Here is a 24,478-nt window from a genome sequence, read left to right as displayed (position 1 = left end):
TGCCTAAGCTGCATTCCCATTTATCTAAATTAACGCTCTCATTGGCAATATACAATTCGCTTAACATTTATCAAAATATTTTTCAGGCCTGCTCGTTTTATAAGCTTAAGAAATAGAAAAACACTCAGGTCGGGTTATTCTTTCGTCCCTTTAAATTATTCTTGAACTAGTTTTTCTAATAGATAGGCGGAATGTTTTTTTTGCTAAATTAGCAGATGCATTCAGGAGCCTTAAACACCATTGGCATTTTTTCGGACCAGGAAAGAATACTTTTTGAACAGGAAGCAAAGATCCGTTCTATAAAAAAGTATGAGGTTCTCCTTGAAAAAGGCGAGGTTGCATCATCAGTATTTTTCAATTTACAGGGGTTAATTTTTCAACATCAACAACATGAGGGAAGTGTGACTACTGTCATAGACCTTCACCTTGAAAATGAGTGGGTATTAAATCAGGAAAGCTTCGTTTCTCAACAACCGGCTAATTGTAGTATATCTTCGTACACGGGCGGGGTCGTACTTGAGCTCAGCATTCAATCCATACATGAATTAATTAGACAATCAATATCCTTTCTTCAGCTAAACAAGATTCTGGAAAATGCTGTTTCTAGGGTCTTTTTTTTTGACAATGCTTCTACGCCAATACAGAAATACCAGTACGTATTAGACAACAGGCCGCGATTGATTCAGGCGTTTCCGTTAAAAATGATTGCTTCGTATCTAAAGATTACACCTGAGACTCTTAGCAGGGTACGGGAGAAGATAATCCGGATGCCTTGTATTTCTTGATTTTAATCAATTTGAGCAATGAATACGGTTCAATATCTTTGTTCCATTAATTTAGTATTTATTGAAATATGGAAAACAAAGTAAATTCAATCCGACCGTTTATTGGAGCTAAAGATTTTAAACAGTCTAGAAATTTTTACCGTGACCTGGGTTTTGCTGAAACAAGCCTCGGACCAAAGTTGTCCCTTTTCCAAAACAACAAGATTGGATTCTACTTGCAAGATGCATTCGTGCAAGATTGGCTGGATAATACAATGATATTTATGGAGGTTGAAAATCTGGAACATAGTTATCGTTACTTACTTGACTTAAACTTAGTTGATAAATACCCAGGTACAAAGTTAATTCCAGTCCGAGAAGAAGAATGGGGCAGGGAATGCTTTCTCCATGACCCATCTGGAATTCTACTGCATTTTGGAGAGTTCAAGTAAACTGTTTAATGACAATAGATTTCTACCCATTACGCAGAATAGGCGGTTTTTATTGCACAACCTCTAATTATTGTTGAAAAAACAGACCAATAATAATTTAAAAGGACTCCAACCTTAACACGATACAGATAGTAGGTTGCTTGAGGCTAGGGTAAATATTATGAAGTAATAAAAAAACAGCTTGAGCTTGGCAACTGGGATAATTCTGGTGTTTTACAAAAAAAAGTATTGAATCATTAAATATTGTGTTTGGAAATGACGAGTTGATTTCTTTGGCGACGCTACAATGAGGTCACTATTTTCCTGCACCAACGTCAGGCAACTGTGGGGCATTGTCCTCTCTGGAATCCTTATTAAACTGTAGTTTTCCAAATTTGTAAGATAAAGTAAGCCCAAAAGATTGCACCGGAACCATTCTCAGGTTTGTCTGATCAAAGTTTGGCCCGAAGCTGGTCTGTCTCTGCTTAATATACCTGTTGAAGGGGTTTGCTGCAGTGAGGCCGATACTTGCATTTTTACCGAGAAACTGTTTTCTTACCGCCAGGCTGTAGTTGAAAACTGCCGGTCTGGTACTTCTAAGATTCTTCTGCGTAGAATTGTAATTCCCAAATACCTCGGCCAGTAGGTTATTTCCAAAGTCATAGCTGGCATTTATGTTTGCCCGGTATGAAAATGCGCTCACGCCTGCCAGACCTGGAGATACATTATTTCTGTTGCCAGCCTGGATATTGGTCCTAAGGTTAAACTTGTCGGTTACCGGAACTGAGGCAAACAGGCTTGCCCCAACACTGGTCTGGTTACCGAGATTTAGTCTTTTGGTAAGTGATACGGCATCATAATCTGTACCGTTTATACTCAGTATATCATAATAGGTGGTAAGCTGCTGCATATCGTCTGAGTTTCTCCGGTAATAACCGGCAAAATAGATATTTGCACCGTTTTTAAAGTTTTTGCTATAGCCCAGTTCGAAATTGTTCCCGATCTCGGGTTTCAATAGCGGATTGCCCGTGCTGATGTTATGTGGATCGCTGATATTGTAAAAAGGGTTAAGATCGCCATAATCAGGTCTTTCGATCCGGTAGGTATAGGAAAGTTTGATCGATTGTGAATCGTCGAGTTTATGCTGAAGTGTAAAAGAGGGTGCGAAAGTATTGTAGCCTGCTATTTCTGTACCTGAGAAATCAGCTACTTTGCCTGTACGTTCATATCTGATTCCAGCTTTTCCGGTAATGAAATCTTTGAAAAGAGTAAAAGAAGCGGATAGATATGCTGCATAAACATTACGCCTGTAATTAAAACCATAAGACTGGTTGGTATTATTGATATAAGAGCCGGTTGACAATAGTGTATCTGTAACCACACTGTTGTTCAGATTGTCAATAAGTACCTTCGCCCCACTTTCAATTGTGAATTTCTTGTTTAAAGGAAGCGCGTAGTTCACTGAAATTTCCGTTTCATTCTCTTTGCCTGGATTGGAACTGTTCAGTCCGGTGGTCGGGAAGTTTCCTCCCTGATAAGTTGAAACCTGGGATGTATTTACCAGATTGTTCCCAAAACTTGCATTGTACAGAAAATCAAGCTCATGCCCATCTTTATTAAAGGTCTTTTTATAGGCCAGGCTTAGGTCTGTAGAATTGGCGCTGAAATTACTGGATGAGTTCCTCAAACTTTTAAGGTCGGAGATGGTCTTTCCCGAGGATGCCAAAAGATATTCCTGGATCTGGCTGTTCACGCCAGTTGTATTATTGTTGAAATGGTTGTAACCCAGCGTGGCAGTAAGTTCATCTTTCGAACTGATGCTCCAGTTTAGGTTAAGCCCCGTCTGGTAACTTGCTCTTTTCTGTGGGCTGTTTCCATCCTGAAAGAACTTACTGATCGTATCCCTTGCAGAATTATAAGAAATCCTGTCTAAAGTGTTTTTGCTCATGGTATTAAACTGCTGATTGCCACTGAAGAATACACCAGCACCAAAGTTCCCTTTCTTAATATTCAGGTTTAACGAACCATTCTGTAGCCTTGTACCTACCGAATAATTGATGCTCCCATTAATGCCCTGGAACTTATTATCCTTTAAGACAATATTAATGATTCCCCCGGTGCCATTTGCATCGTACTTTGCACCTGGGCTGGTAATTACCTCAACACTTTTGATCTGGCTTGCGGGTATAGACTGTAATGCATCTGCCAGGCTTGCCCCAAAAATACTGGAGGGTTTTCCATTGATCAGGAAGCGCACGCTTGCACTCCCCTGAAGTTCGACATTCCCATCTATATCCACGCTAACCATAGGTACCTTTTTCAGTACATCCAAAGCGACCCCATTTTGGGCGGTAAGGTCGTTCGCCGTATTGTAAACGGTCTTGTCAATCTTATTTTCTATTATAGGTGTTTTTGCCGTAACTGTCACAGACTGTAACTGATCGACTGTCGAAACCACTAGAATGGTGCCTAGGGTAACTGTTGGCGCTGTTGCACTTATTGTAACTGGGTCAAAAACCGTTGCTTTATAACCGATAAAATCCACAGAAACCCGATATATCCCATTTGGTAGCCCCGAAACTGTGAAATTTCCCTTGGCATCAGAACTGATGCCGTTGACTACCTCTTTTGTACCTATCTTGAAAACGGTAATCGTAGCAAAATCAATTGGCTCTTTTGTAATGGCATCAATAACTGTCCCAGAAATTTTTCCCTTTCCGGAGCTGGTTTGTGCAAAAGAAGTGTCGGATAGAATGATAAAGATGAGTATGGTTAAAAGGAATCGCATGAATCTGAATTAAATAATTTTTGGCAAATATCATCTGAGATTCTGTTGCAAAACTGAAGAATCAATGCTTTGTAAAAGACAGTGTTTGTTGTAACGTAATAATTACATGCTATTTGTGTATGCTACGTTTTTTAATGGCGATATTTTTCTTGCATAACTCTGCTTGGTACATTTTTTCTTGATTTATTCCCATCGATATTAGATTTGGCGAACCTTTTGAGGCTGCATAGCATTGCGCTCGACACGTAACGCTACCATTATACTGATCTCATAAAGAATCATCAAAGGCAGGAATACAATCAGCATAGTCTGTATATCAGGAGTAGGTGTGACCACCGCTGCAATGATCAACATGATCACAACCGCATATCTCCTTGAGCTTCGCATCAGTTTTGGTGTGAGTAAGCCCAGGCCGGAAAGGATCAGAACGATAATAGGCATCTCAAAAATAATTCCCGTTCCAAGGGTTAAGGTAACAATTGATGAAAGATAGGAGTCAATGGTAATCTGGTTTTCAATGACTTCACTCACATGGAAACCGACTAAAAAACGGATCGAATAGGGGGCAATAATGTAATAACCAAAAAAAATCCCAAGTAAAAAAAGCAGACTGGCATAAAAGACAAATCCACTTGCTGCTTTCCGCTCACGCAGATTGAGTGCGGGTTTGATGAATAACCATATTTCAAATAAGAGGTATGGGAAACCCAGTATTATTCCGATGATCACCGATGAATTGAGCTGAAGGTTAAACTGTCCTGCCATCTCGGTATTGATGATTTTGAAGTTAATCTCTTTGAGGCAATACGCTGCACTTAAATGAAAGTGCTCACTAATCCAGCACATCATCCGGTAGGTCAGAAAATCAGCCTTTTTTGGTCCCAGGATTATTTTGTCAAAAACAAAGTCGTAGTAGATGAACGCCCAGCTTGTGGTCATGGCAATTGCAAGGGCAGATCTGATCAGATGTTTGCGCAGAACATCCAAATGACCGAAAAAAGACATCTCACCACTCCTGTTGTTGCCTCTGTTTTTTAGATCTGAAAGCCATCCGCGTAGGGTATTCTTGTTCAACATGATGGACTTATGATGATACCCCAAGCAGGTTGATGAGGTAATTACGTGTCCTTTGGTAAAGTGCGCCTGTCAGTAAAAAACACAGTGTGATAAGGTAGTATTTGCCGAACATGTGTGCATAACGGCCGCTAAGTTCTGAAATACAGAATAATATTAGGGGCAGCTGAGCACAAAATAGGTTGATACCTTTTTTCTCCGAAAAGCTGATCATCCATCCCAGTGCAGCAAATAACGGACATCCGATAAAAAGCGGAAGATAGCTAATGGCATAAGTATAGCTAAAGATAATGGCAAGGCAAGCCACCCCTCCCAGTAATAGGGAGGTTTTCCAATTTATTTTCCGGTTAAAGACGGATAACGTGCGTATCGGTTGGTTGTTTCCGATCAAAAGAAAATACCCAATTAGCCCGATCAAGCCAAAATAGAAAATCTGGGTAAGGGTTTTGAATTTTGGTGCAGTCGTGTGAAGGGTATCCAGTTCACCAAGGCTGATTAGCTGAATGATAAAAAACCCTGAGACAATAACTACAGCCGCCGAAATAAAAGCTGTCAGTATATTTAATTTAAAGGCGAGTTTACTTATTGTCTTTGCCAGGCTTCTTCCCTTAAAAGTAAAAGCCAGTATGATGCCAATCAGGCTTAAGGTCAGTATGTTAAAGGCTACTGGCCAGATGTTGTCATTGCTGGGGACTGCTCTTGCGCCTTGCTGGTGATAGACCCTGAATAGGAAGGCAGGAACCACAACAAAAAGAGACTGTAAAAAGAGCATAATAACGGCCCCATAGATCATAAGCAGGCCATTTTTTCTGAATGGAATATCCGGATTAACCTTCTCAAATTCGGCCTCAATTGCTGAAATGGATCCGATGCGTTTTGCCGCTACCGACCACACTTCTTCCTCGCTCAGGCCTAGTTCGGTAAGCTCAGTTATCATATCCTCCAAATGGGCAGTCAGTTCTTCCCTGTCTTCATTTGTAAGTGATGTTCTGGTAAGATTTGATTGCCATTCAGCAAGCTTTAAACTGATGTAAGAGGAAGTGGTGCCCATAAAATATTTAAAAGTCCGTTCATAAATTCCCAGCTCAATTTTTCTTGCTTCAGCTGCATTATTCCTTTTGCGGTAATGGTGTAATACCGTCTTCTCTTTTGGTTTTCGGCAATACGCCATTCCGAGAGAATCAGTTCTTTGTCCTCTAACTTTCTCAATACCGGATATAAGGTTCCATCCGAATATAGAATTCTGCCCTGCGAAGCATCCTTTACTTTTTTAATGATCTCATATCCATAACTCTCACCCCCAATAAGGGTACAAAGGATTATCGAGACAGAAGATGCGGCTGTTAATTCCTTTGATAACATGTAAATATTTTTTTCAAATGTACATAGAAGTTCAATGTATTAAAAATTAATTCTCTGTTTGTTAGGTGATATTTTATAATTTAATGATAATGAGGTTTCTATTATTTTTTTTCTGTGCTGGCGAGCCAGGCCGTAAAGGGGGTAAATAAAAATTAAAGCACAGATAACAGTAAGGAGTCTGATCATTCTTTATTCTGTTTCGATATTTGTGTTTAATAAAACGATTCCTCTTAGCCCAGAGGGGCGAATCGAAATATTTACACTGAAATTTTATGTTCTATTTGAAGGTTGATTTTACCTGATGTTTGTTTTTCGGATGCACGAAATTACGCTGCGTATATTAAGAGAATTTAAACTTGAGTTTAAAAGTTAGGTTACTTTCTGTTAAATATTAACAACAGTTGGCTTTTTTGAAATTAATTTAGCAAGCGAAAGATCACCTTAACCCAGTATAATAAAGTTATAATTTCAATTTCAGGTAATAGAACTAAATATAAAACAACTGTGTACATAACATGTATTTAACAGTAAATTAATATGGAAAGCCTTTCTTTGCAGTACACAAAACATATTACCTGCTGCGAAGAGCTATCCCCTGAGTAAGTGTTAATGGATATAGGATTATAATGATTTTCGTAAAATGATCAATTTTAACTGGCCTTCTGATTGCTCAAGTTTTCCAGGAAATAGATGCACTGCTAAATTGGTTTTTATTGGTTTAATTTTTATTTCATTTCTATCTTATGGCCAAAATAACGGTCTCCAATTTTCAGGACAAAATGCTGTTCAGGATAGGCGCACTTCTCTCGATCTAAGTTTTGAAGACGATTTATGCCTTAAAGGAAATTTTGAGCTTTCTTTCGACTTATTTTTTTCGCCTAAACAAAGAGATTATTATGGCTATGTGTTTCGCCTGATTGACCAGCAGGGATATAACATAGATTTGCTTTATGATCAAAAGTCTACAAACGGACAAAATTTCAAATTAATACTGGGAAATAGATTTTCAAAAATTGCATTCAATTTAGACACCGGGATTTTGCTTTCCAAGTGGACACATTTTAGTTTGAAATACAATCGGGAGAAGGATCTTCTCGTGTGGAGCGATGGATACCATACCCTTTCTGAACGACATGTAAAGCTCACAAACTCTGAATGTTTTAAGATTTTATTTGGAGCCAACCACTTTAAACGGTTCAAAACAACTGATGTGCCAGCGATGAACATCAGGGATATTCGGATCCTGGTGAATGAGCATTTAAATTTTTACTGGCCATTAGATGAATTGGAAGGTTCATCTCCTTTAGACCGTGTTAGTGGAAGGAAAGCTAAGGTGGAGAACCCCACCTGGATTAACGGAAATCACAGCAAGTGGCGAATGATTAAAAGTTTTACAGTGAAAGGGCATCCCAGTACGGCATTTAATTTAAACAAGGAACAGGTTTACGTTGTAGCGCCAAATTATTTGTATCAATTTTCTATCCAGGATGAAAGTATGGATTCTGTTTCCTATGATGCCCCGAGAAACCTTAAAGCGGGCAATCAATCTATCTATAATCCTTTATCAAACGACATATATAATGTGTTTATTGATCAAAAAAAGGTTTCAAAATATAATCTGGCCACACAGCAATGGAATCAGCCGTATGATCTGCCTAAACGACTCACTAAATACTGGCATGCGAATAAAGTAATTTCTAAATGGGATTCTGCGCTTTATGTTTTTGGGGGTTATGGCCAACTTATGTATAAAGATTCGATCCAGAGGTATGATTTGAAAAATAAGGTCTGGAGTGAAGTAAAAGTCAATAAAGGGGTATTTAAACCCAGATACTTAGCTGCATCTGGCATTTCGGCTAATGGAGAAAATATTTTTATTTTAGGTGGCTACGGTAGCAATACCGGGCAGCAGATGCTCAACCCTGAGAATTATTATGATCTTGTTACTTTTTCTTTAAAAACCAACACCTTTAAAAAAGTTTTCGAATTGCAAAGGCCAGATCAGGATTTTGTATTTGCTGCATCACTCATCATAGACTCTGCAGCGCAAAAGTATTATGGTTTAATTTTCCCAAACGATAAATTCAATTCAGAGTTAAAACTGGTGAGCGGATCGCTTTTGCAACCAACATATCAAATATTGGGCAACTCCATTCCATATCTATTTCATGACATTAACGCTTATGCTGATTTGTTTTATTGTCCGGTGAATAAAAAATTTATTGCCATAACTCTTTTCACGGATGATGATCATGTAACAACGGTAAAAATTTATGCAATTGATTCACCGGTGGGTACGGGTAGCGTACTGAATAAAATCAAAAGACCTCCTTATTATTTGTATTTGGGCGGAATTCTTCTCCTGATGGTGGGTCTGGGGATGGCCTTAATTATACTGAGAAGAAAGAAAGTTCGAGAGGATTCAGCATTGCCGATAGTTGGTATGATTGAATTACCTGACATTGCGGAAGTTGCGTCTGTATCATCTGATTTAATTCCCTCAGCTACTTCGAAACCGATTCAACTTTTACTTTTTGGTAATTTACAGCTTTTTGATGAAGAAGCAACAGAGGTTTCGAAGCAACTTTCACCATTGCTGAAAGAGCTATTCTTACTGATCCTATTACATAGCCTTCGAAAGGAGGGGGGGATTTCGGCCAAAATGCTGGATGAAATTTTATGGTTTGGGAAATCCGAACGTATTGCAAGGAACAATCGATCTGTAAATATTGCAAAGCTTAAAAGCTTTTTGGATCGTTTAAATCGTTTTCGGCTGAATAAAGACTCCGGATATTGGCGCATCGATATTGATTTGGAATTTGTAGATGTGGATTATATTCATTACCTGAAAGTTGTTCAAAGTCAAACAGCTTCAGAACAGAAAGTACGAAATCTTTTTGAGCTTATTAAACGTGGTCCATTACTGCAAAACCTGGAATTTGACTGGTTGGATGGATTTAAATCAGAATTGTCGCATGAAATTATAGATGTTTTGCTTTCACAATCCAGAAGACCCGAAACAACTAAAAATCCTGAATTGGCAATTCAATTGGCAGATTACGTCTTTAGTTTTGACCCGGTAAACGAAGAGGCTGTGATATTGAAATGTCGGGCCCTGGGTCTTCTTGGAAAGCATGCACTTGCTAAAAACACTTTTGATCGTTTCGTAAAAGATTACCAGTCTATTTATGGCGACGCTTTCAAAAGAACATTCCGCTCCATAATGCAAGAATAAGCTGTGCTCATGTTAACAATATATTAAGCTTTTGCTAACAAATTCGCCATTAATCTCCTGTTAGTCTTTTGTTAATGCGTTAAGCCGTAATTCGCATCGAAAATTCCTGATTCAATCTGCTTCAGGCCTATCAAATTCGAACACAAGTATGAAACTAATTTACGCGTTATTAATTTGTTTTTTAATTTTTCCTTTTGCGCTTTCAGCACAAATATATTCTGTTAGGGGAACGGTAACAGATATTGCTGATGGGAAGCCGCTTGTTGGTGTAAGTGTTAAATCTATTAAAGGGATGAAACAGTTAGCCATTACAAATGGTGCAGGCCAATATGCAATAGCCAGTGTAGAGGCGGTGGATGAAATTTTTTTCAGTTATGTCGGAATGCAGACTGTACAGGAAAAAATAAACGGCAGGGCAAAAATTGATGTGGTGATGACCGCCGATCAAAATGCACTTTCGACAGTTGTTGTTACAGCCCTTGGCATAAAACGTGAAGCGCGTTCGTTAAGTTATAGCAGACAAGGATTGAATGGGACCGACCTTAGCGAAACCAAAAGCCCCAATTTAATCAGTTCGCTATCTGGAAAGATTGCCGGAGTTCAGGTTGTTCCTCCCGGGTTTAATACCGGGTCTGCGAGAATAATTATAAGGGGAAACAGTTCATTAACGGGCAACAATCAGCCACTCTTCGTTGTGGATGGAATGCCTATAGACAATACTCCAGGGGATGGGAATATAGACTATGGAAACGGTGCAGCGAACTTGAATTATGAGGATATTGAAAGCATAGAGATCCTGAAGGGACCTAATGCTTCTGCGCTTTATGGTTCAAGGGCTGCAAATGGGGTGGTGCTGATTACCAGTAAAAAAGGAACTGGTAAAACAAAAGTCACTGCAAATTCCAGCCTGATGTTCCAAAAATTAACGGAATTTCCTGAATATCAAAACGCTTATGGTGTAGGTACCTCATTCTATATTGATAATACCCACAGTATTCCGGAGGCAAACGTGAATTACAGAAGTTGGGGTTCTCCGATGTTAGGCCAACCCTACGTTGCCATTAATGGTGAGCTTAAATCATATCTACCTAATCCAAACAATGTTAAAGACTTTTATAGTCAGGCAAAACTTTTTACCAATAATATAGCGCTTGAAGGGGGAAGTGGTAATAGCATTTACCGCATATCTTATACGAATTATGCGGGGACAAGTGTTGTAGATGGATTTAATAAGCAGGGCAAAAACTCATTTGATCTGAGTTTACAGAACAAAGTCAGTAAATATTTCAGTTTGGATGGAAAGATCAGCTTTGTTCGCGATCGGGTGGATAATCGCCAATATTCCAATTCAAACGGAAGGAATCCAACCAATCTGTATACCCATATGGCACGTAGTACCGATCTTGCTGAAATGGATCCTTATAAGAATGCGATAACAGGTAAAGAAATTGGCACACATCGCAATTTTAGCAACCCGTATTGGGTAATTAATGAAAACCCCAATCAGGATACTAAAGATCGGCTTATTGTTGCAATTAATCCACAGGTGACTATAAATGACTGGCTTAAATTCACCACAAGATTGGGTGCAGATGTATTTTGGTGGGATGGCTTTGAGTTTAACAATATTGGATCTGTAATTGCCAATAACCCGGACGGCTTTATGCGAACTTTCAATACGAAGCAACAGAATTTCAATATGGAGGGGCTTTTAACCTTGAAAAAGGATATTGCTGACTTTTCAGTGATGGCTAATTTGGGGGCCAGCAGCTTTCGGTCAAATTTTGAAAAAAGAGATGAAAGTATTAATTCCTTACTCCAACCGGGCTTAATTAATCTTTCTAATGCAAAAGAATACCCAACAGTAGTTCAGAGTATTAGAAAGCGGCAACTAAATTCTGTTTTCGGTGCGCTTTCTTTAGGATACCGCAATTACGCGTTTATTGATCTTACAGGCAGGAACGATTGGACCTCGACACTACCTAAAAGCAATAATGCCTATTTCTATCCATCGGTTGGAGGGTCTTTAATCCTGAATGAATTATTGGGTGTGGTGAATAGCGAAATTTTAAGTTTTGCAAAACTGAGGGCTTCTTATGCCATAGTGGGGAACGATACGGATCCCTATCGCCTGGCACAAACCTATTCATTTAATGGTTTTTTTAATGGGGCAACACTTGCTTCACTTTCCACTACAATGAACAATCCGGATTTAAAGCCAGAGCGCACCGTTTCTAAAGAGTTCGGTACAACACTTCGGTTCTTTAAAAACAGATTAACAATCGACGGTACGTATTATGATGCTGCAACGACCAATCAAATTGTTACTGCTCAATTGCCTACATCAAGTGGGTACCAGCAACGTATTTATAATGCCGGAAAGATTGCAAATTGGGGTTATGAACTCAGTGCTGATGCAAAAATTTTACAGGGCAAAGCCTTATCCTGGCAGGCGCAGCTAAACTATTCAAAAAATAATTCGAGGGTAGTGTCTTTACTTGATGGAATCGACCGATTTCAGCTCAATAATAACTCAAGTTACCTTTATGTATATGCCGAGGTTGGGAAGCCTTATGCCTATTTAAGGGGTTTAGGAGTTGCAAGAGATGCTGAGGGGCATATGCTGATTGAGGATGGAGGTTCATTGCTGGTTAAAGATGCCGATATGGCTTTTGGAACGGCATCGCCAGACTGGTTGGCGGGGTTGACTAATACTTTCAGGTATAGAAAATTTGACCTGAGTTTTCTTATTGATGTAAAAAAAGGCGGCATCATTTACTCTGGAAGCTATTCTCGAATGCTTACCAATGGAGTTGTGGCGGAAACCTTGTATGGTAGAGATGATTTTTATAAACACAGCGTCATATTTGGCGAGAATGGTACAGAGTTGAGTGGTGGTGCTGTTTGGGATGCCTATTTCGCAAATGGCACTAAAAACACCAAATATGTTACGCCTCAAAACTATGAGTATGCACGGCCTAATTATGCAGAATTCGTTATTTACGATGCATCATACGTAAAATTACGTGAAGTAGCCCTGGGTTATAACCTGCCCGATAAATGGGCTAAAAAACTAACGCTTAAAGGAGCACGAGTATCTGCCTCTGGTAGAAATCTGGCTATTTTATATAAGAAAACACCGAAGGGAATTGATCCTGAAGCGACTTCTACCTCAGGAAATGGACAGGGAATAGAAAACGGAGCTCTTCCACCAAATGCCATATATGGTTTCAACATCAGACTCACTTTTTAATTTAGAATCATGAAAATTAAATATATTTTATTTCTGCTTTCACTCTCGCTATCTATGGGCTGTACCAAGGATTTTGAAGAGATTAATCAAAATCCGAACAATCCGACACAAGTGGAACCTGATTTTCTGCTTACCACTTCGATTTTTCAAGCCATGAACCTCTATGGGGGTGACATGAACCGCGTAGTGTTTTTCAATTACACGCAACATTTCTCCGGGTTTCAGGGTGAATTTCAGCGTTACAGTTTCAATAATGCGACTAATAGCGGGTACTGGAAAAGTACCTACATCGGATGCATGCAGCCTGTAAATCAAATTATTTTGAATTTTAAAGCTAATTCTGCATACAAGAATAGGGTATTAATTGCCCAAATTTGGAAAGATTACATCATTTCAAATGCGGTTTCGATATGGGGGGCCGTACCTACCACTGAGGCGCTTAACGGAAGTCCATCTGTTCCCTTCACTAAAGAAGAAGACATTTATTATAATCTCCTCGCAGACCTAAAGCAGCTTGCATCTTCCATAGATCTTTCGGGCGATAAATACAGTGTTGTGGCAGATAAAATATATGGCGGTGACCTGCTAAAATGGAAAAAGTTTGCAAATACACTAAGATTGAGGTTGGCCATGCGAATTTCAAATGCAGCGCCAAACGGAAATCCCGAAGCGGCTAAAAAGCTGGTACAAGAAATTTTTGCTAACGAACAAAATACGATTACCGTACAAGCTGAAACTGCAGCACCAGTTTGGGGTACATCAAGCGATACCTGGTCTCCTCTATATAATTATGTAGTTTACAACTATACAGCAAACAAGGCGACAATTCCAGTGGTTAATGAATCGCTTATTTATCATATGGCACCGTATAATGATGCAAGACTTGCCATTTATGCTCAGCCAGCCAAACAAGGTCCTCAGCTAAATAAATTCTTTGGGCAAAATATTTCATATGGTGGTGGTAGCCAATATGCCTCTGGACAGGTGAATCCACATACAGGGCTTAAACAGGATGACTATTCTTATATTGGTGCGCGATTTTTGAAACCTGATGCGGAATATGTATTCATCTCCTATACAGAAGCGTGCTTTTTAAAGGCGGAGGCATCTTTAAAGGGCTGGGGCGGATCAAAAAGTGCGGAACAATATTATTACGAGGGGATTGATGCTTCTTACAACCGCTATGGGCTAACAAGTGCTCAGGCTGCCATATATAAAAATACACCAGGCGTAAAATGGTCTTCAGCATCTGATACTACAGGCAGAAGCAGCCAATTTAAAGACTGGTTGCAAATCTGTTCAAGTTACATCGCTGCTGGAGATAACTACAAACAAATTATCATGCAGCATGGCTATACCCGGACAAGGCGTAGATGCCTGGGCGCTTATCAGAAGGAGCAGAGTTTTAGAATTTCAACCACAATTTGCTACATACGATGGTGACTATGCTTATCTACCAAACCGCATTATTTATCCAAGCGACGAGCTAAATACCAACGCTGCTGAAGTAAATAAGGCTATACAGGGGCTAAACGGACCAGATAATTTAAAAACAAAACTTTGGTTTTCATTGCCAACAAAAAAGAATCCCTTTCTACCCTTCTAAAAATTTAACATGAAACATTTATTTATTATCGGTACGATTGCAATGCTTTTTTTGGGTTGCAAAAAAGAAGACCAGCACCTGCCGCCTGATTTTAATTATCCTATTCCGGCCGTGCAAATCACGGAAAATGTAAATGTGGGTGCCTATTATACCAGTTATACAGCAGCAGACTGGGCAAAAAAATACACTTACACACCCCTACAGGGAGAATACAATTCACTTCTGCCTGCTCCGATGGATCAAAACCGCCAATGGGCAGACCTAGCCGGGCTCGACTTCTTTATCTTTAATTGGAATGGAACGGCCTCTAGCAATCCACTTTTAAGCAGTTTTGTTACCGATAGAAAAAGCAAAGTGAAAATGGTAATTAACTATAATATTGCTCATTTAAGTGTAAGTAATACTGCCCCGCTTACAGGTGGGAAGCTGATTACAATGATTAGCGAACTGAATTCCCTTGCTACCACTCATTTCAGTAAAGATTATTATTTTCAGATCAACGGTAAGCCGGTTATATTAATTACACCACTTAATCTTGCCGCTTCTGCCACTACAAGCGTGAATTATACAACAGTTATTCCGGAGGTCAGAGCTGCTCTGAAGGCATCTGGTTTCGATGTTTACATTGTAGGTGAGATTACATCAGGCTGGCTGCCTCCACAGAGGTATGCCCAGGCCGCAAAGGCTGTCGATGCGGTAAATCTATCCAACTGGTCGACCAGTAATTACGATCAATCCGTTTTCTTTAACGCTTATAGCGATCAAAACTGGAAGAATTGGACCGATTCTACAAGCAGTTGGAAGGTTGATTTCGTTCCATGTATTTTTCCGGGTTTTAATGATAAGGTATCCACTCCGGCAAGTAAACTTTATAATCTGGGCAGAACAGCTGATTTTTATAACGATTACTGTAGTGTAGCGAAAAGCAATATGTCTGCGAAGCGCCTAGTCATCATCAATTCCTGGAACAACTTTCAGATGGGCACCAGCCTGGAGCCTACAAAAGAGTATGGTACAAGCTATCTTGAAATGACCAGGAAACAATTTAAGATTAATTAATTATGAGGTTATATATGGCAAATGAACTGAACCGCAGAAAATTTATTACAACATTAGGCACTTTGGCTGCAGCGCTTCCACTTGGTGCGTCTGCCTTCGATTTCATTCCAAGTCCGGGGAAAAATTTCGATTTTATCCTTTTAGGTGATCTCCATTTTGATAAACTTGAGCATCATGATATGGAATACATTAAAACAGCATATCCAAACGACCTGGGGCAGATCAAAAACTATTCACGCATTACCGAAGAAAACCTTCCTTCGTTGATGAAAATTGCAAAGCAAAAGGCGATAGAAACGAATGCAGATTTTTTTCTTCAATTGGGCGACTTTGTTGAGGGGCTTTGCGGATCGGAAGAACTGGCCAAAAAACAAACCGATGAGTTTATTGAACTGGTTCGGCAGCAAGATTTTAAACGGCCATTTTATGTAATTAAGGGTAATCATGATATTACAGGTAAAGGCGCTCGGGAAAATTATGTTAAAACTGTGGTGCCTTGGCAAATAGAGGAACAAAAGCAGCCATTAAACAAGGCCAATTCGACCTTCGTTCATAAAAACTCAAGATTTATACTCTTTGATTCCTACAGTCCGGAAGAAAGCTTAATATGGCTTAAATCCGTTATTAAAAGCCATAAAGAAAAGCAACTCTTTTTCTGTATCCACCAACCAGTAGTGCCTTTTGATGCCAGGGCTAACTGGCACGTGTTTTCCAGCAAAACTCAGGAGGTTTTGAGAAATGAATTGTTGGAACTGCTGGGCGAACATCATGCAATTGTACTTTGCGGGCATTTACATAAGACCTGTATTTTGACCCGGGCTACTGCGAAAGGGAATTTTGTACAGCTCTGTTTAGGAAGCGTTATTCCCTCAGCCCATGCAGATATTACCAATCATTTGACAGGCCTCGAATTCTATCAATCTAATTTGGTAGATCTTGAACCGAAATTTTCTCCAAACTCACTGGAGGAAAGAAAGATAAATCTTTCTAATGAGAAATTATTTATTAAGCACTATGAGTATGCAAATTTTTGCGGCTATGCAAACGTAAGTATAGATGCTAAATCAGGAGTAACCCTTTCCATATATGCAAATCTTGATCAGCAGCCGTGGTCGATTATAAACCTCACCAATTTATTAAAATTATGAAAATAAACTTTTATCTATTCATTTTGTGCTGTGTTTTGCCCACTTTTTTAAGGGCACAAACGCGGGTCAGCGGAACGGTTTCAGATGGTACGGATAGGTCTCCTCTGCCAGGGGTTACTGTAACCGTCGTAACTAAAATCGGACCTTCAACGAGCGCCTATACAAATACAGATGGTAAATATTCTTTAGTGCTACCCATTGGGGCAGAAGACCTGATTTTCTCGTATACCGGGATGAAGGCGGTAACGGAAAAAATTGGCGGAAGAATTCGCATTGATGTTGTGATGGCTGGTGAAAGCAATCAACTTCAAACAGTTGCTATCACCGCTTTGGGTATAAAAAGGGAGACAAGATCGTTAAGTTACAGCCGTCAATCAATGGATGTATCTACCTTAACACAGGCGCCTTCTACCAATATTGTATCTTCACTATCCGGGCGTATTGCTGGGGTACAGATTACACCTTCGTCTACAAATACAGGATCTGCCCGTGTTGTGATCAGGGGAAATAACTCTATATCGGGGAACAATCAGCCACTTTTTGTAATTGATGGAATTCCGGTAGATAATGAAGCCGGGGATGGGAAGGTGACGACATCCGGCAATACAAATCTGGATTACGGAAATGTGGTCGGAAACATAAATCCTGAAGATATTGAAAATATTGAGGTGCTTAAAGGGCCGAATGCCGCGGCCTTATATGGTTCACGAGCGGCGAATGGTGCCATCTTAATCACAACAAAAAAATCTTCCGGAAAGAAATTTCAAGCAACATTTAACTCAAATTCTACCTTCCAGCGCATCACTGAATTTCCTAACTATCAAGATCAGTTTGGAGCAGGCAACAGCTTTAAGCTGGATGGATCCGGATCAACCAATAATCCACAAAAGATTCCTAATCTTGGTGTGTTTAACAGGAGCTGGGGTGCACCACTTTTAGGTCAGCCGGTCATTAGCGTAAACGGACAATTTAAAGATTATCTCGCTCAGCCCGATAACGTTAAAGATTTTTATCAAACTGCGGCCATGCTCACCAATTCAATAGCTGTTGACGGTGGCAATTTAGAAAATAATTACCGTTTCTCTTATACCAACTATCAAGGCGGAAGTGTTGTTGCTGGGATAAATAAAGCAACCCGGCACAATGCAAATATCCGGGTGCTTAATAAATTTACAAAGTGGCTGGATCTGGATTCGAAAGTTACCTTTATTAACAATAAAGTGGTTAACAGGCAATATATGAATGGGAGCACCCGAAATCCGGTTTATCAATATGCCTATATGGTGAGAGACGATAAGCTTTCAGAATTCGAAATTTATAAAGATGCTTATGGAAACGAAGTTAATACCCACACAGATTTTCTGAACCCTTATTGGGCGATCAACGAAAATCCAAATCAGGACGTTAAAAATCAGTTGCTAGGTGCCTTTAATCTGAATGCTAAAATAAACGACTGGTTAAAATTTACGGCTAAGCTGGGCACAGAAATGTATTGGCTTAACGGATACACTTTCAATAACAAAGGCTCTAAAAGCAGCCCGAATGGGAGCATGGCCACCTTAAATAATAATTTTCAGAGTACAAATGCCGACGCAGTGGTTTTTGCCAACAATAAGATAGGCAAGTTGACCATCAATTCCTTTTTAGGTGCCGGCACATTTAGAACAAAATCTGAAAAAAATGATCAGAGCATTGCCTCTCTCATTCAGGCCGGCCTGGTTAACATCTCCAACTCAGGCGAAGCTGCAACCGTGAATCAATTTTCATCAAAAAAGATCATCAATTCCATTTATGGGTCAACATCTATCGGATATGATAACTATTTGTATCTGGATTTAACGGCGAGAAACGATTGGTCATCTACCTTGCCCTCCGCAAATAATTTTTATTTCTATCCATCAATCGGCGGGTCTTTTGTTTTTACGGATGCATTTAAAAATTTGGGCGAAAGGGTAAAACCGATACTTTCTTTTGGTAAACTAAGAATGTCTTATGCTGTTGTTGGAAATGATACCAGTCCATATCAGCTTACACCAACCTATAGTTTCGACGGTATTTACAACGGGCAGGCCTATGCTTCTCTTTCCTCTACATTCTTTAATCCGGATTTAAAGCCGGAGAAGACGGGCTCTTTTGAATATGGACTAGACCTTCGGTTTTTAAAAGATAGAATTTCTTTCAGTGTAACACGTTATAACGCGGCTACTACAAATCAAATTGTACTGGCACAGATTACTCCGGCAAGTGGTTATAATGCCAGGTATTACAATGCAGGAGAGATTCAAAACAGAGGTACCGAATTAATCTTATCTGGAACACCCATCAAAACCAACTCCTTTACCTGGAGCGCTTCTGCAAACTTCGCCAAGAACAATTCGCTTGTGAAGAGTTTGGTCGATGGTGTAAATAGTTTTCAATTGAATTCATGGTTTGGAAGACTGCTGGTATTTGCCGAAGTGGGTCAGCCTTACGGCGTAATCCGAGGTGCAGGATGGAAGCGGGATGATCAAGGAAGAAAATTGGTCGCCGCTACAGGCTTGCCTATTGCTGTTCCAAATCAAGTGCTTGGCACTGCTACACCCGACTGGACAGGCGGTTTCAGTAATAGCTTCAGGTATAAAAATTTTAACCTAAGCTTGCTTGTGGATGTACGTAAAGGTGGAAGTTTCTATTCAGGTACTTACCGCAGATCATACATATCAGGTGCAATTGATGACACCTTAGAGGGAAGAGCAGATTATTACCTCCACAGCTATATTTATGGGGAAGCTGCAGCAAATTTAGCCGGCGGATTTATTTACCGTGATGCCTACTTTGAAGATGGTACACCTAATAATAAGTATGTGAGCCCTCAATCGAATGGCTTTGCAAACGTGGACGAGATGCAGATTTTTGATGCAAGTTATGTGAAGCTGAGAGAGGCTGTGATTGGTTATGACCTTCCTGCATCATTACTCAAAAGAGTTAAAATTGCTAACGCCCGGATTTCCCTATCAGGCAGAAACTTATGGACTATTTATAAAAAAGCGCCTAAAGGCATCGATCCAGAATCGAGTGTAACCTCTGGGAACGGACAAGGCATAGAATATGGCTCCTTACCGCCTTTTTCTACTTATGGATTAGATTTAAGACTTACTTTTTAATTGCAATCGATGAAAAATATAAATAAAATGGTTTTGATTTTTTTCATGACGGTGGCCTTTACCGCATGTAAAAAAGAATTGAATGAAGCGAATATTAATCCCAATAATCCTGAAACTGTTGATCCTGAATTCCTGTTGAATACTTCGGTTCTGAATACCATCAATCTATTTGGCGGTGCTATGCGAAGAGAAACTTTGTCTCATTACTCCAACTATGTATCGGTAGGGGGCGGGCAACTTCCGCGTTATTATACTTTTGCAGCAACGATAAATGGGTATTGGACATCAGCTTATGTGGGTTGCTTACAGCCACTTCACCAGATTCAATTGAAATATGCCGGAGATCCGATTTATAATAACCGGGTGGCGATCGCTAAAATTATGGAAAGTTACATCTACTCGAACTTAGTCGCCATATGGGGTCCCATTCCAAAGTCGGCCGCGCTTACAGGCGACCCGTATGCTGCATATCAAAGCGAGGAAGAAATTTACATAGCTCTGTTGAATGACCTAAAATCTGCAGCCAATTCTATAAATCTCAGCGGCGATACTTATAAAGCTTCTGCTGATGCGGTGTACGCGGGGGATCTTAATAAATGGAGAAAATTTGCGCACACGCTTCGTTTGAGGTTAGCTGTGAGAATTTCAGGAGTTGCCGAATCAAAAACTCGTGAGGTCGTGGCTGACGTGCTGTCCAATGAAGCAAATACAATTGCATCACAAACAGAAACTGCGAAAACCAACTGGGGCACCACATCAAGTAATTGGAGCTACCTGTATCAATACAATATCTTACAGGCGGCGGCAAATGCTGCCAGCTTAAATGTGATTAGCGAATCCCTTGTACAGCACATGCTGCCGTACAATGACCCGCGGTTAGCTATCTACGCCAAACCAGCAAGCCAGGGGCCGTATAAAGGACAGTTTTATGGTCAGCCAAAAACAACTTCACTTCCTCCGGGATTGAGTTTGCCTAACAATCCTCATGCTTCCCTCGGCCAGATGGATTATTCTATGATCGGAGATTATTTTACCAGACCGGATGCAGAATATGTGTTTCTGTCTTACGAGGAAAGCTGTTTTCTTAAAGCGGAGGTCGCACTTAAAGGTTGGGGGGCAGGCAAAACGGCAGAACAGTATTATAACGAAGGTGTAACAGCATCCCTTTCAAAATATAATCTCCCACAACAGTCGATCACGAATTACCTTAATCAGCCAGGGATAAAATTCAATACAGTGGTAGATGTAACAGGCAGGGAAAAAAACTTTCAGGATTATCTCGGCATTACTTCAAGTGCAATAACGACGATCAATCCGTTTCGTCAGATCGTGATGCAGACATGGATTGCAGGATTTTACAACGCAATGGACGCGTGGACTTTAATTCGAAGAAGTCAGGTGCTCGAGTTTCCACCGCATTTTAACCCCGATGGCGGAGAAGGTGGTTCGCTAGGCTATGCTTATATTCCCCAACGCCTTAATTATCCTGGTATAGAGTATCAGGTAAATACAGCAGAGCTAAATAAAGCTGTAGTGAAGCTTGGCGGTGTGGATGCACTTCAAACCAAACTCTGGTTTGCATTACCAACACTAAAGAATCCATTTTTGAAATAAGGTTTACGTTTATCTTCAACATAAAAAAAATGAAATATATACTGTTCATGCTGATTACTATCCTCGGTGTATCATGCAAAAAAGACGATAATCTGATCGAGAAAACAGATTATATCTATGAAATTCCTCCTGTAAAACTTACCAGTGATGCCAAGGTAGGCGCCTATTACCTCAATTATTTAGCAGCAGATTGGGCAAAAGTTCATTCGGATACCTCTATATTGGGGAAACCTTACAATGCCGTTACTGATCCGGCAATATTTCCACAGCAATTAGACTGGGCAGACGAAGGCGGAATAGACTATTTCATATTTAAGTGGAATGCAGCTGCTACAGATAATACATTGCTTAATACTTTTGTCAGCAGAAGGTCGAGTCAAAAAGTTAAGATGGTGATTGATTTTAATATGGCACATCTTAATGCAACAAATGCTTCACCACTTACGGGAGCGAAACTACTGACGATGATTAATGAGTTTAAGACACTCGTTAGTCAGTACATTTCAAAAGATTATTATTTTAAAATCGGTGACCAGCCTGTCATTCTAATTTCTCCAATCAACCTATCTGCAACAACATTAACTAGTATCGATTATAAAGCCGTGATGTTGAGCTTACGTTCAGAATTAAACTCACTAGGCATTAACCCATATTTTATTGGTGAGTTAACGACAGGTTGGGTGGCACCATCAAACTTTGATCAAACCGCTTTGGCATCAATGGATGCGTTGGTGTTAACCAGCTGGAATACGCCTGACTTTGATCGTTGGTGGGGGTTTAACAGTTATCTGGATCTGAACTGGCAGAATTGGAAGAAATCTCTGGAACAAATGAATGTTGAGTTTGTACCTTGTATTTTTCCGGGTTATAATGAACCGACAGCGACAACACAGCGTGTGTTCGATAGGAGCGAAACCAATTATGTTAATTACACAAATGTGGCGAAGAAAAACATGGGAAAAAACCGCCTGATCATTATCAATTCATGGAATGATTTCTCAAAGGGAAATGCCCTGGAACCCTCAAAAAAGTTTAATAAGCAATATCTCATATTGACAAAAAGAGAATTTAAGGTGCAATAGCCTGTTACACGAATATGATATATAGAAGCGTATTGACATTATTCATAGCGATCATGTTATCGGGTACAATCCTGGCATTTGGACAAACCGGAAATATTCATCTGAGTTGGACCGGAAAAAACAAGCCCGATGTTTCCCATACAATGGCTGTAACATGGAATGCTATCGGGAGTAAATCCATGATTTGTTATGGCGAGGATAGTCTTGATCTTAAGTTAAGTAAAAGCCCAATAGCAATTGAAGTTTTTAATGGTAGTTCAAAATCTTATAATTACAAGGCGAGGTTGACCGGATTAACTCCCGGGCGGACATACTATTACAAATGTGGTACTGAGGATGCAAAATGGACACCAATCTATTCCTTTAAAACGGCGCCTGTTGCAGGAAGTGAGCAGGAATACATTATTGGCGTATGGGGAGATACGCAAAATAATGCGGGCAATCTCGCATTTGAGCAAACAGAGCGGATTGTGAAGCAGATGGCTCACTATCCTTTAAATCTGAGTATCCATATGGGAGACATTGTAGAAAACGGCTCGGTGGAGAAAAGTTGGTACGAATTTTTAAAGATCGCCCAACCCATAACCGCAATTGCCCCATTCATGCCTGCGCTGGGTAATCATGACGTGAATAATAAAACCAAAGAAAAAGAATTTCAGAAGCCTTTCCCCATATTTTATGATTCTTTTAATTTGCCAGGAGACCATCTGAATTACTCATACGATTATGGAAACATTCATTTCGTGGCTGTAAATTCTGGCTTTGCTCAAGGTGCCGCAAAGGAAGGAAAGACACTTATGCAAAAGGAATCTGCTGACTATAAATGGTTGGATCGAGATCTGGCATCGGCCAGGAAAAATAGAAACATTACCTGGATTATACTGTATGCACATTATCCGATTTATTCTTTCGGAGTTAGCCATATTCCAGAATGGCAATCCAACATTTCGCCCTTGCTTGATCAATATCATGTTGACCTTTGCCTCACCGGCCACAGGCATGTGTATGAGAGACATAAAGCGATGCGAAACGGGATAGCGGATCGGCAGGAAGATCAAATGGTTTATGACCATCCTAACGGAACCGTTTATATTACGAATGGCTCATCTGGCGGTTCCCTCCAAGGTTTAGGAGGAGACAACATGCCTTCCATGGTATATACGGCTAAAGAAAAGGTGTATACTTACGCCATAATGACCGTGCAGGGCAATAAAATTATCTATGATGTTTACAATAGCAAGAATGCTAAGATAGATTCATTTAGCCTTGTAAAATGATTTCATAATCAAAATGAAGGTTAGAAACAGAAATTCTTTTTGTGCAAAAAAACCGTTTGGCTTATGTGACTAATGTCAAAATTTTAAGTTTTTTTTTAATATTTTTAACGAATTTTAACCATTAGATATTGCACATATTTAGACTCAAATCTGTAGTGAGTAATAGGTGAGCTTTCGCCAAAAATGTAGAAAAAAGTGCCCCTAAATGTGCTTCAATGCATTTAGTTTGATTCTCGTCGGCTCTTTGAGGATTAAGAAAGGCAAGTCCCATTGCTATGGCTACACTGAGCTTATCGATTGGCGCAACCTTCGAAACATCTCCGGTTTCGAGCGCTTTAAAATAGAAAATCCATGAAAGACCTGTCGCAATTCCGGAGAGTGAGAGAAAGATCAGGTTGTTTTTGCTTAATGTTTTAATTTGGGAGATTTCGCCGCTAGCCAGTACTATGCTCCGGGCAATAAAAAGAATAACTGCTGTGCGGATTGCTGTTGCTAAATTACCGTTAACACCCTTAATGCCGATTTTAGCCAGTATTGTAGTAGCCGCAGCAGAGAATGCCGATAGGATTGCATAATATTTCAACATATTTAAGGTTTTAATGTTGATGACAATACTCATTACAGCCAATTTAGTTATCAATT

Annotated in this window: 16 protein-coding genes; 11 read left to right on the top strand and 5 right to left on the bottom strand. The window is 39.8% G+C overall.

Annotated features, from left to right (window positions below; all coding sequences use genetic code 11):
* Window positions 1-853: 853 nt before the first annotated feature.
* Complete coding sequence (locus H7U22_RS18945) at window positions 854-1,216, top strand: VOC family protein (RefSeq protein ID WP_187072910.1); 363 nt, start codon at window positions 854-856, stop codon at window positions 1,214-1,216.
* A 295-nt stretch (window positions 1,217-1,511) separates the two neighbouring features.
* On the opposite strand, the gene H7U22_RS18940 is transcribed toward H7U22_RS18945, so the two are convergent.
* The 4 genes from H7U22_RS18940 to H7U22_RS18925 all read right to left on the bottom strand — a co-directional run bounded on the left by H7U22_RS18940 (window position 1,512) and on the right by H7U22_RS18925 (window position 6,419).
* Window positions 1,512-3,983 carry a TonB-dependent receptor domain-containing protein gene (locus H7U22_RS18940; protein ID WP_187072909.1) on the bottom strand — a complete coding sequence of 824 codons (2,472 nt, stop codon included), beginning with the start codon at window positions 3,981-3,983 and terminating at the stop codon, window positions 1,512-1,514.
* A gap of 198 nt (window positions 3,984-4,181) precedes the next feature.
* Entirely contained in the window at window positions 4,182-5,060 is an 879-nt protein-coding gene (tatC, locus tag H7U22_RS18935; protein WP_187072908.1) for a twin-arginine translocase subunit TatC, read from the bottom strand.
* A 7-nt stretch (window positions 5,061-5,067) separates the two neighbouring features.
* On the bottom strand, window positions 5,068-6,108 hold the full coding sequence (locus tag H7U22_RS18930) for a permease prefix domain 1-containing protein (RefSeq protein ID WP_187072907.1): 1,041 nt from the start codon (window positions 6,106-6,108) through the stop codon (window positions 5,068-5,070).
* Window positions 6,078-6,419 (bottom strand): PadR family transcriptional regulator, encoded by a 342-nt coding sequence (locus H7U22_RS18925; protein ID WP_222621903.1) that lies wholly within the window; start codon window positions 6,417-6,419, stop codon window positions 6,078-6,080. Before H7U22_RS18925 ends, H7U22_RS18930 begins: the two co-directional genes overlap by 31 nt.
* 640 nt (window positions 6,420-7,059) lie before the next feature.
* Here H7U22_RS18925 and H7U22_RS18920 point away from each other — a divergent pair.
* The 10 genes from H7U22_RS18920 (at window position 7,060) to H7U22_RS18880 (ending at window position 23,836) form a co-directional block, all read left to right on the top strand.
* Window positions 7,060-9,654, top strand: a complete 2,595-nt coding sequence (locus tag H7U22_RS18920; RefSeq protein ID WP_187072906.1) for a galactose oxidase — start codon at window positions 7,060-7,062, stop codon at window positions 9,652-9,654.
* A gap of 148 nt (window positions 9,655-9,802) precedes the next feature.
* Window positions 9,803-12,907 (top strand): SusC/RagA family TonB-linked outer membrane protein, encoded by a 3,105-nt coding sequence (locus H7U22_RS18915; RefSeq protein ID WP_187072905.1) that lies wholly within the window; start codon window positions 9,803-9,805, stop codon window positions 12,905-12,907.
* 9 nt (window positions 12,908-12,916) lie between these two features.
* Entirely contained in the window at window positions 12,917-14,350 is a 1,434-nt protein-coding gene (locus H7U22_RS18910) for a SusD/RagB family nutrient-binding outer membrane lipoprotein (protein WP_262890377.1), read from the top strand.
* Window positions 14,256-14,513 carry a SusD/RagB family nutrient-binding outer membrane lipoprotein gene (locus H7U22_RS23340; protein ID WP_262890376.1) on the top strand — a complete coding sequence of 86 codons (258 nt, stop codon included), beginning with the start codon at window positions 14,256-14,258 and terminating at the stop codon, window positions 14,511-14,513. Before H7U22_RS18910 ends, H7U22_RS23340 begins: the two co-directional genes overlap by 95 nt.
* A 9-nt stretch (window positions 14,514-14,522) precedes the next feature.
* Window positions 14,523-15,572: a glycoside hydrolase family 99-like domain-containing protein gene (locus H7U22_RS18905; RefSeq protein ID WP_248284806.1), complete on the top strand. Its 1,050-nt coding sequence runs from the start codon at window positions 14,523-14,525 to the stop codon at window positions 15,570-15,572.
* A gap of 2 nt (window positions 15,573-15,574) precedes the next feature.
* The gene (locus H7U22_RS18900; RefSeq protein WP_248284805.1) at window positions 15,575-16,720 is read left to right on the top strand and encodes a metallophosphoesterase family protein; all 1,146 of its coding nucleotides are present in this window, start codon (window positions 15,575-15,577) and stop codon (window positions 16,718-16,720) included.
* Complete coding sequence (locus tag H7U22_RS18895; protein ID WP_187072904.1) at window positions 16,717-19,863, top strand: SusC/RagA family TonB-linked outer membrane protein; 3,147 nt, start codon at window positions 16,717-16,719, stop codon at window positions 19,861-19,863. Before H7U22_RS18900 ends, H7U22_RS18895 begins: the two co-directional genes overlap by 4 nt.
* A gap of 9 nt (window positions 19,864-19,872) precedes the next feature.
* On the top strand, window positions 19,873-21,477 hold the full coding sequence (locus tag H7U22_RS18890; protein ID WP_187072903.1) for a SusD/RagB family nutrient-binding outer membrane lipoprotein: 1,605 nt from the start codon (window positions 19,873-19,875) through the stop codon (window positions 21,475-21,477).
* Window positions 21,478-21,506: 29 nt separating this feature from the next.
* On the top strand, window positions 21,507-22,559 hold the full coding sequence (locus H7U22_RS18885) for a glycoside hydrolase family 99-like domain-containing protein (protein WP_187072902.1): 1,053 nt from the start codon (window positions 21,507-21,509) through the stop codon (window positions 22,557-22,559).
* A gap of 32 nt (window positions 22,560-22,591) precedes the next feature.
* Complete coding sequence (locus tag H7U22_RS18880) at window positions 22,592-23,836, top strand: purple acid phosphatase family protein (RefSeq protein WP_248284804.1); 1,245 nt, start codon at window positions 22,592-22,594, stop codon at window positions 23,834-23,836.
* Between the two features lie 121 nt (window positions 23,837-23,957).
* On the opposite strand, the gene H7U22_RS18875 is transcribed toward H7U22_RS18880, so the two are convergent.
* Window positions 23,958-24,455 carry an EamA family transporter gene (locus H7U22_RS18875; RefSeq protein ID WP_248284803.1) on the bottom strand — a complete coding sequence of 166 codons (498 nt, stop codon included), beginning with the start codon at window positions 24,453-24,455 and terminating at the stop codon, window positions 23,958-23,960.
* Window positions 24,456-24,478: the final 23 nt, after the last annotated feature.

It is taken from the genome of Pedobacter fastidiosus, from assembly GCF_014306625.1.
Lineage (GTDB): Bacteria > Bacteroidota > Bacteroidia > Sphingobacteriales > Sphingobacteriaceae > Pedobacter > Pedobacter fastidiosus.
Note: the sequence above shows the minus strand (reverse complement) of the source record. Positions and strands in the feature narration are given on the sequence as shown.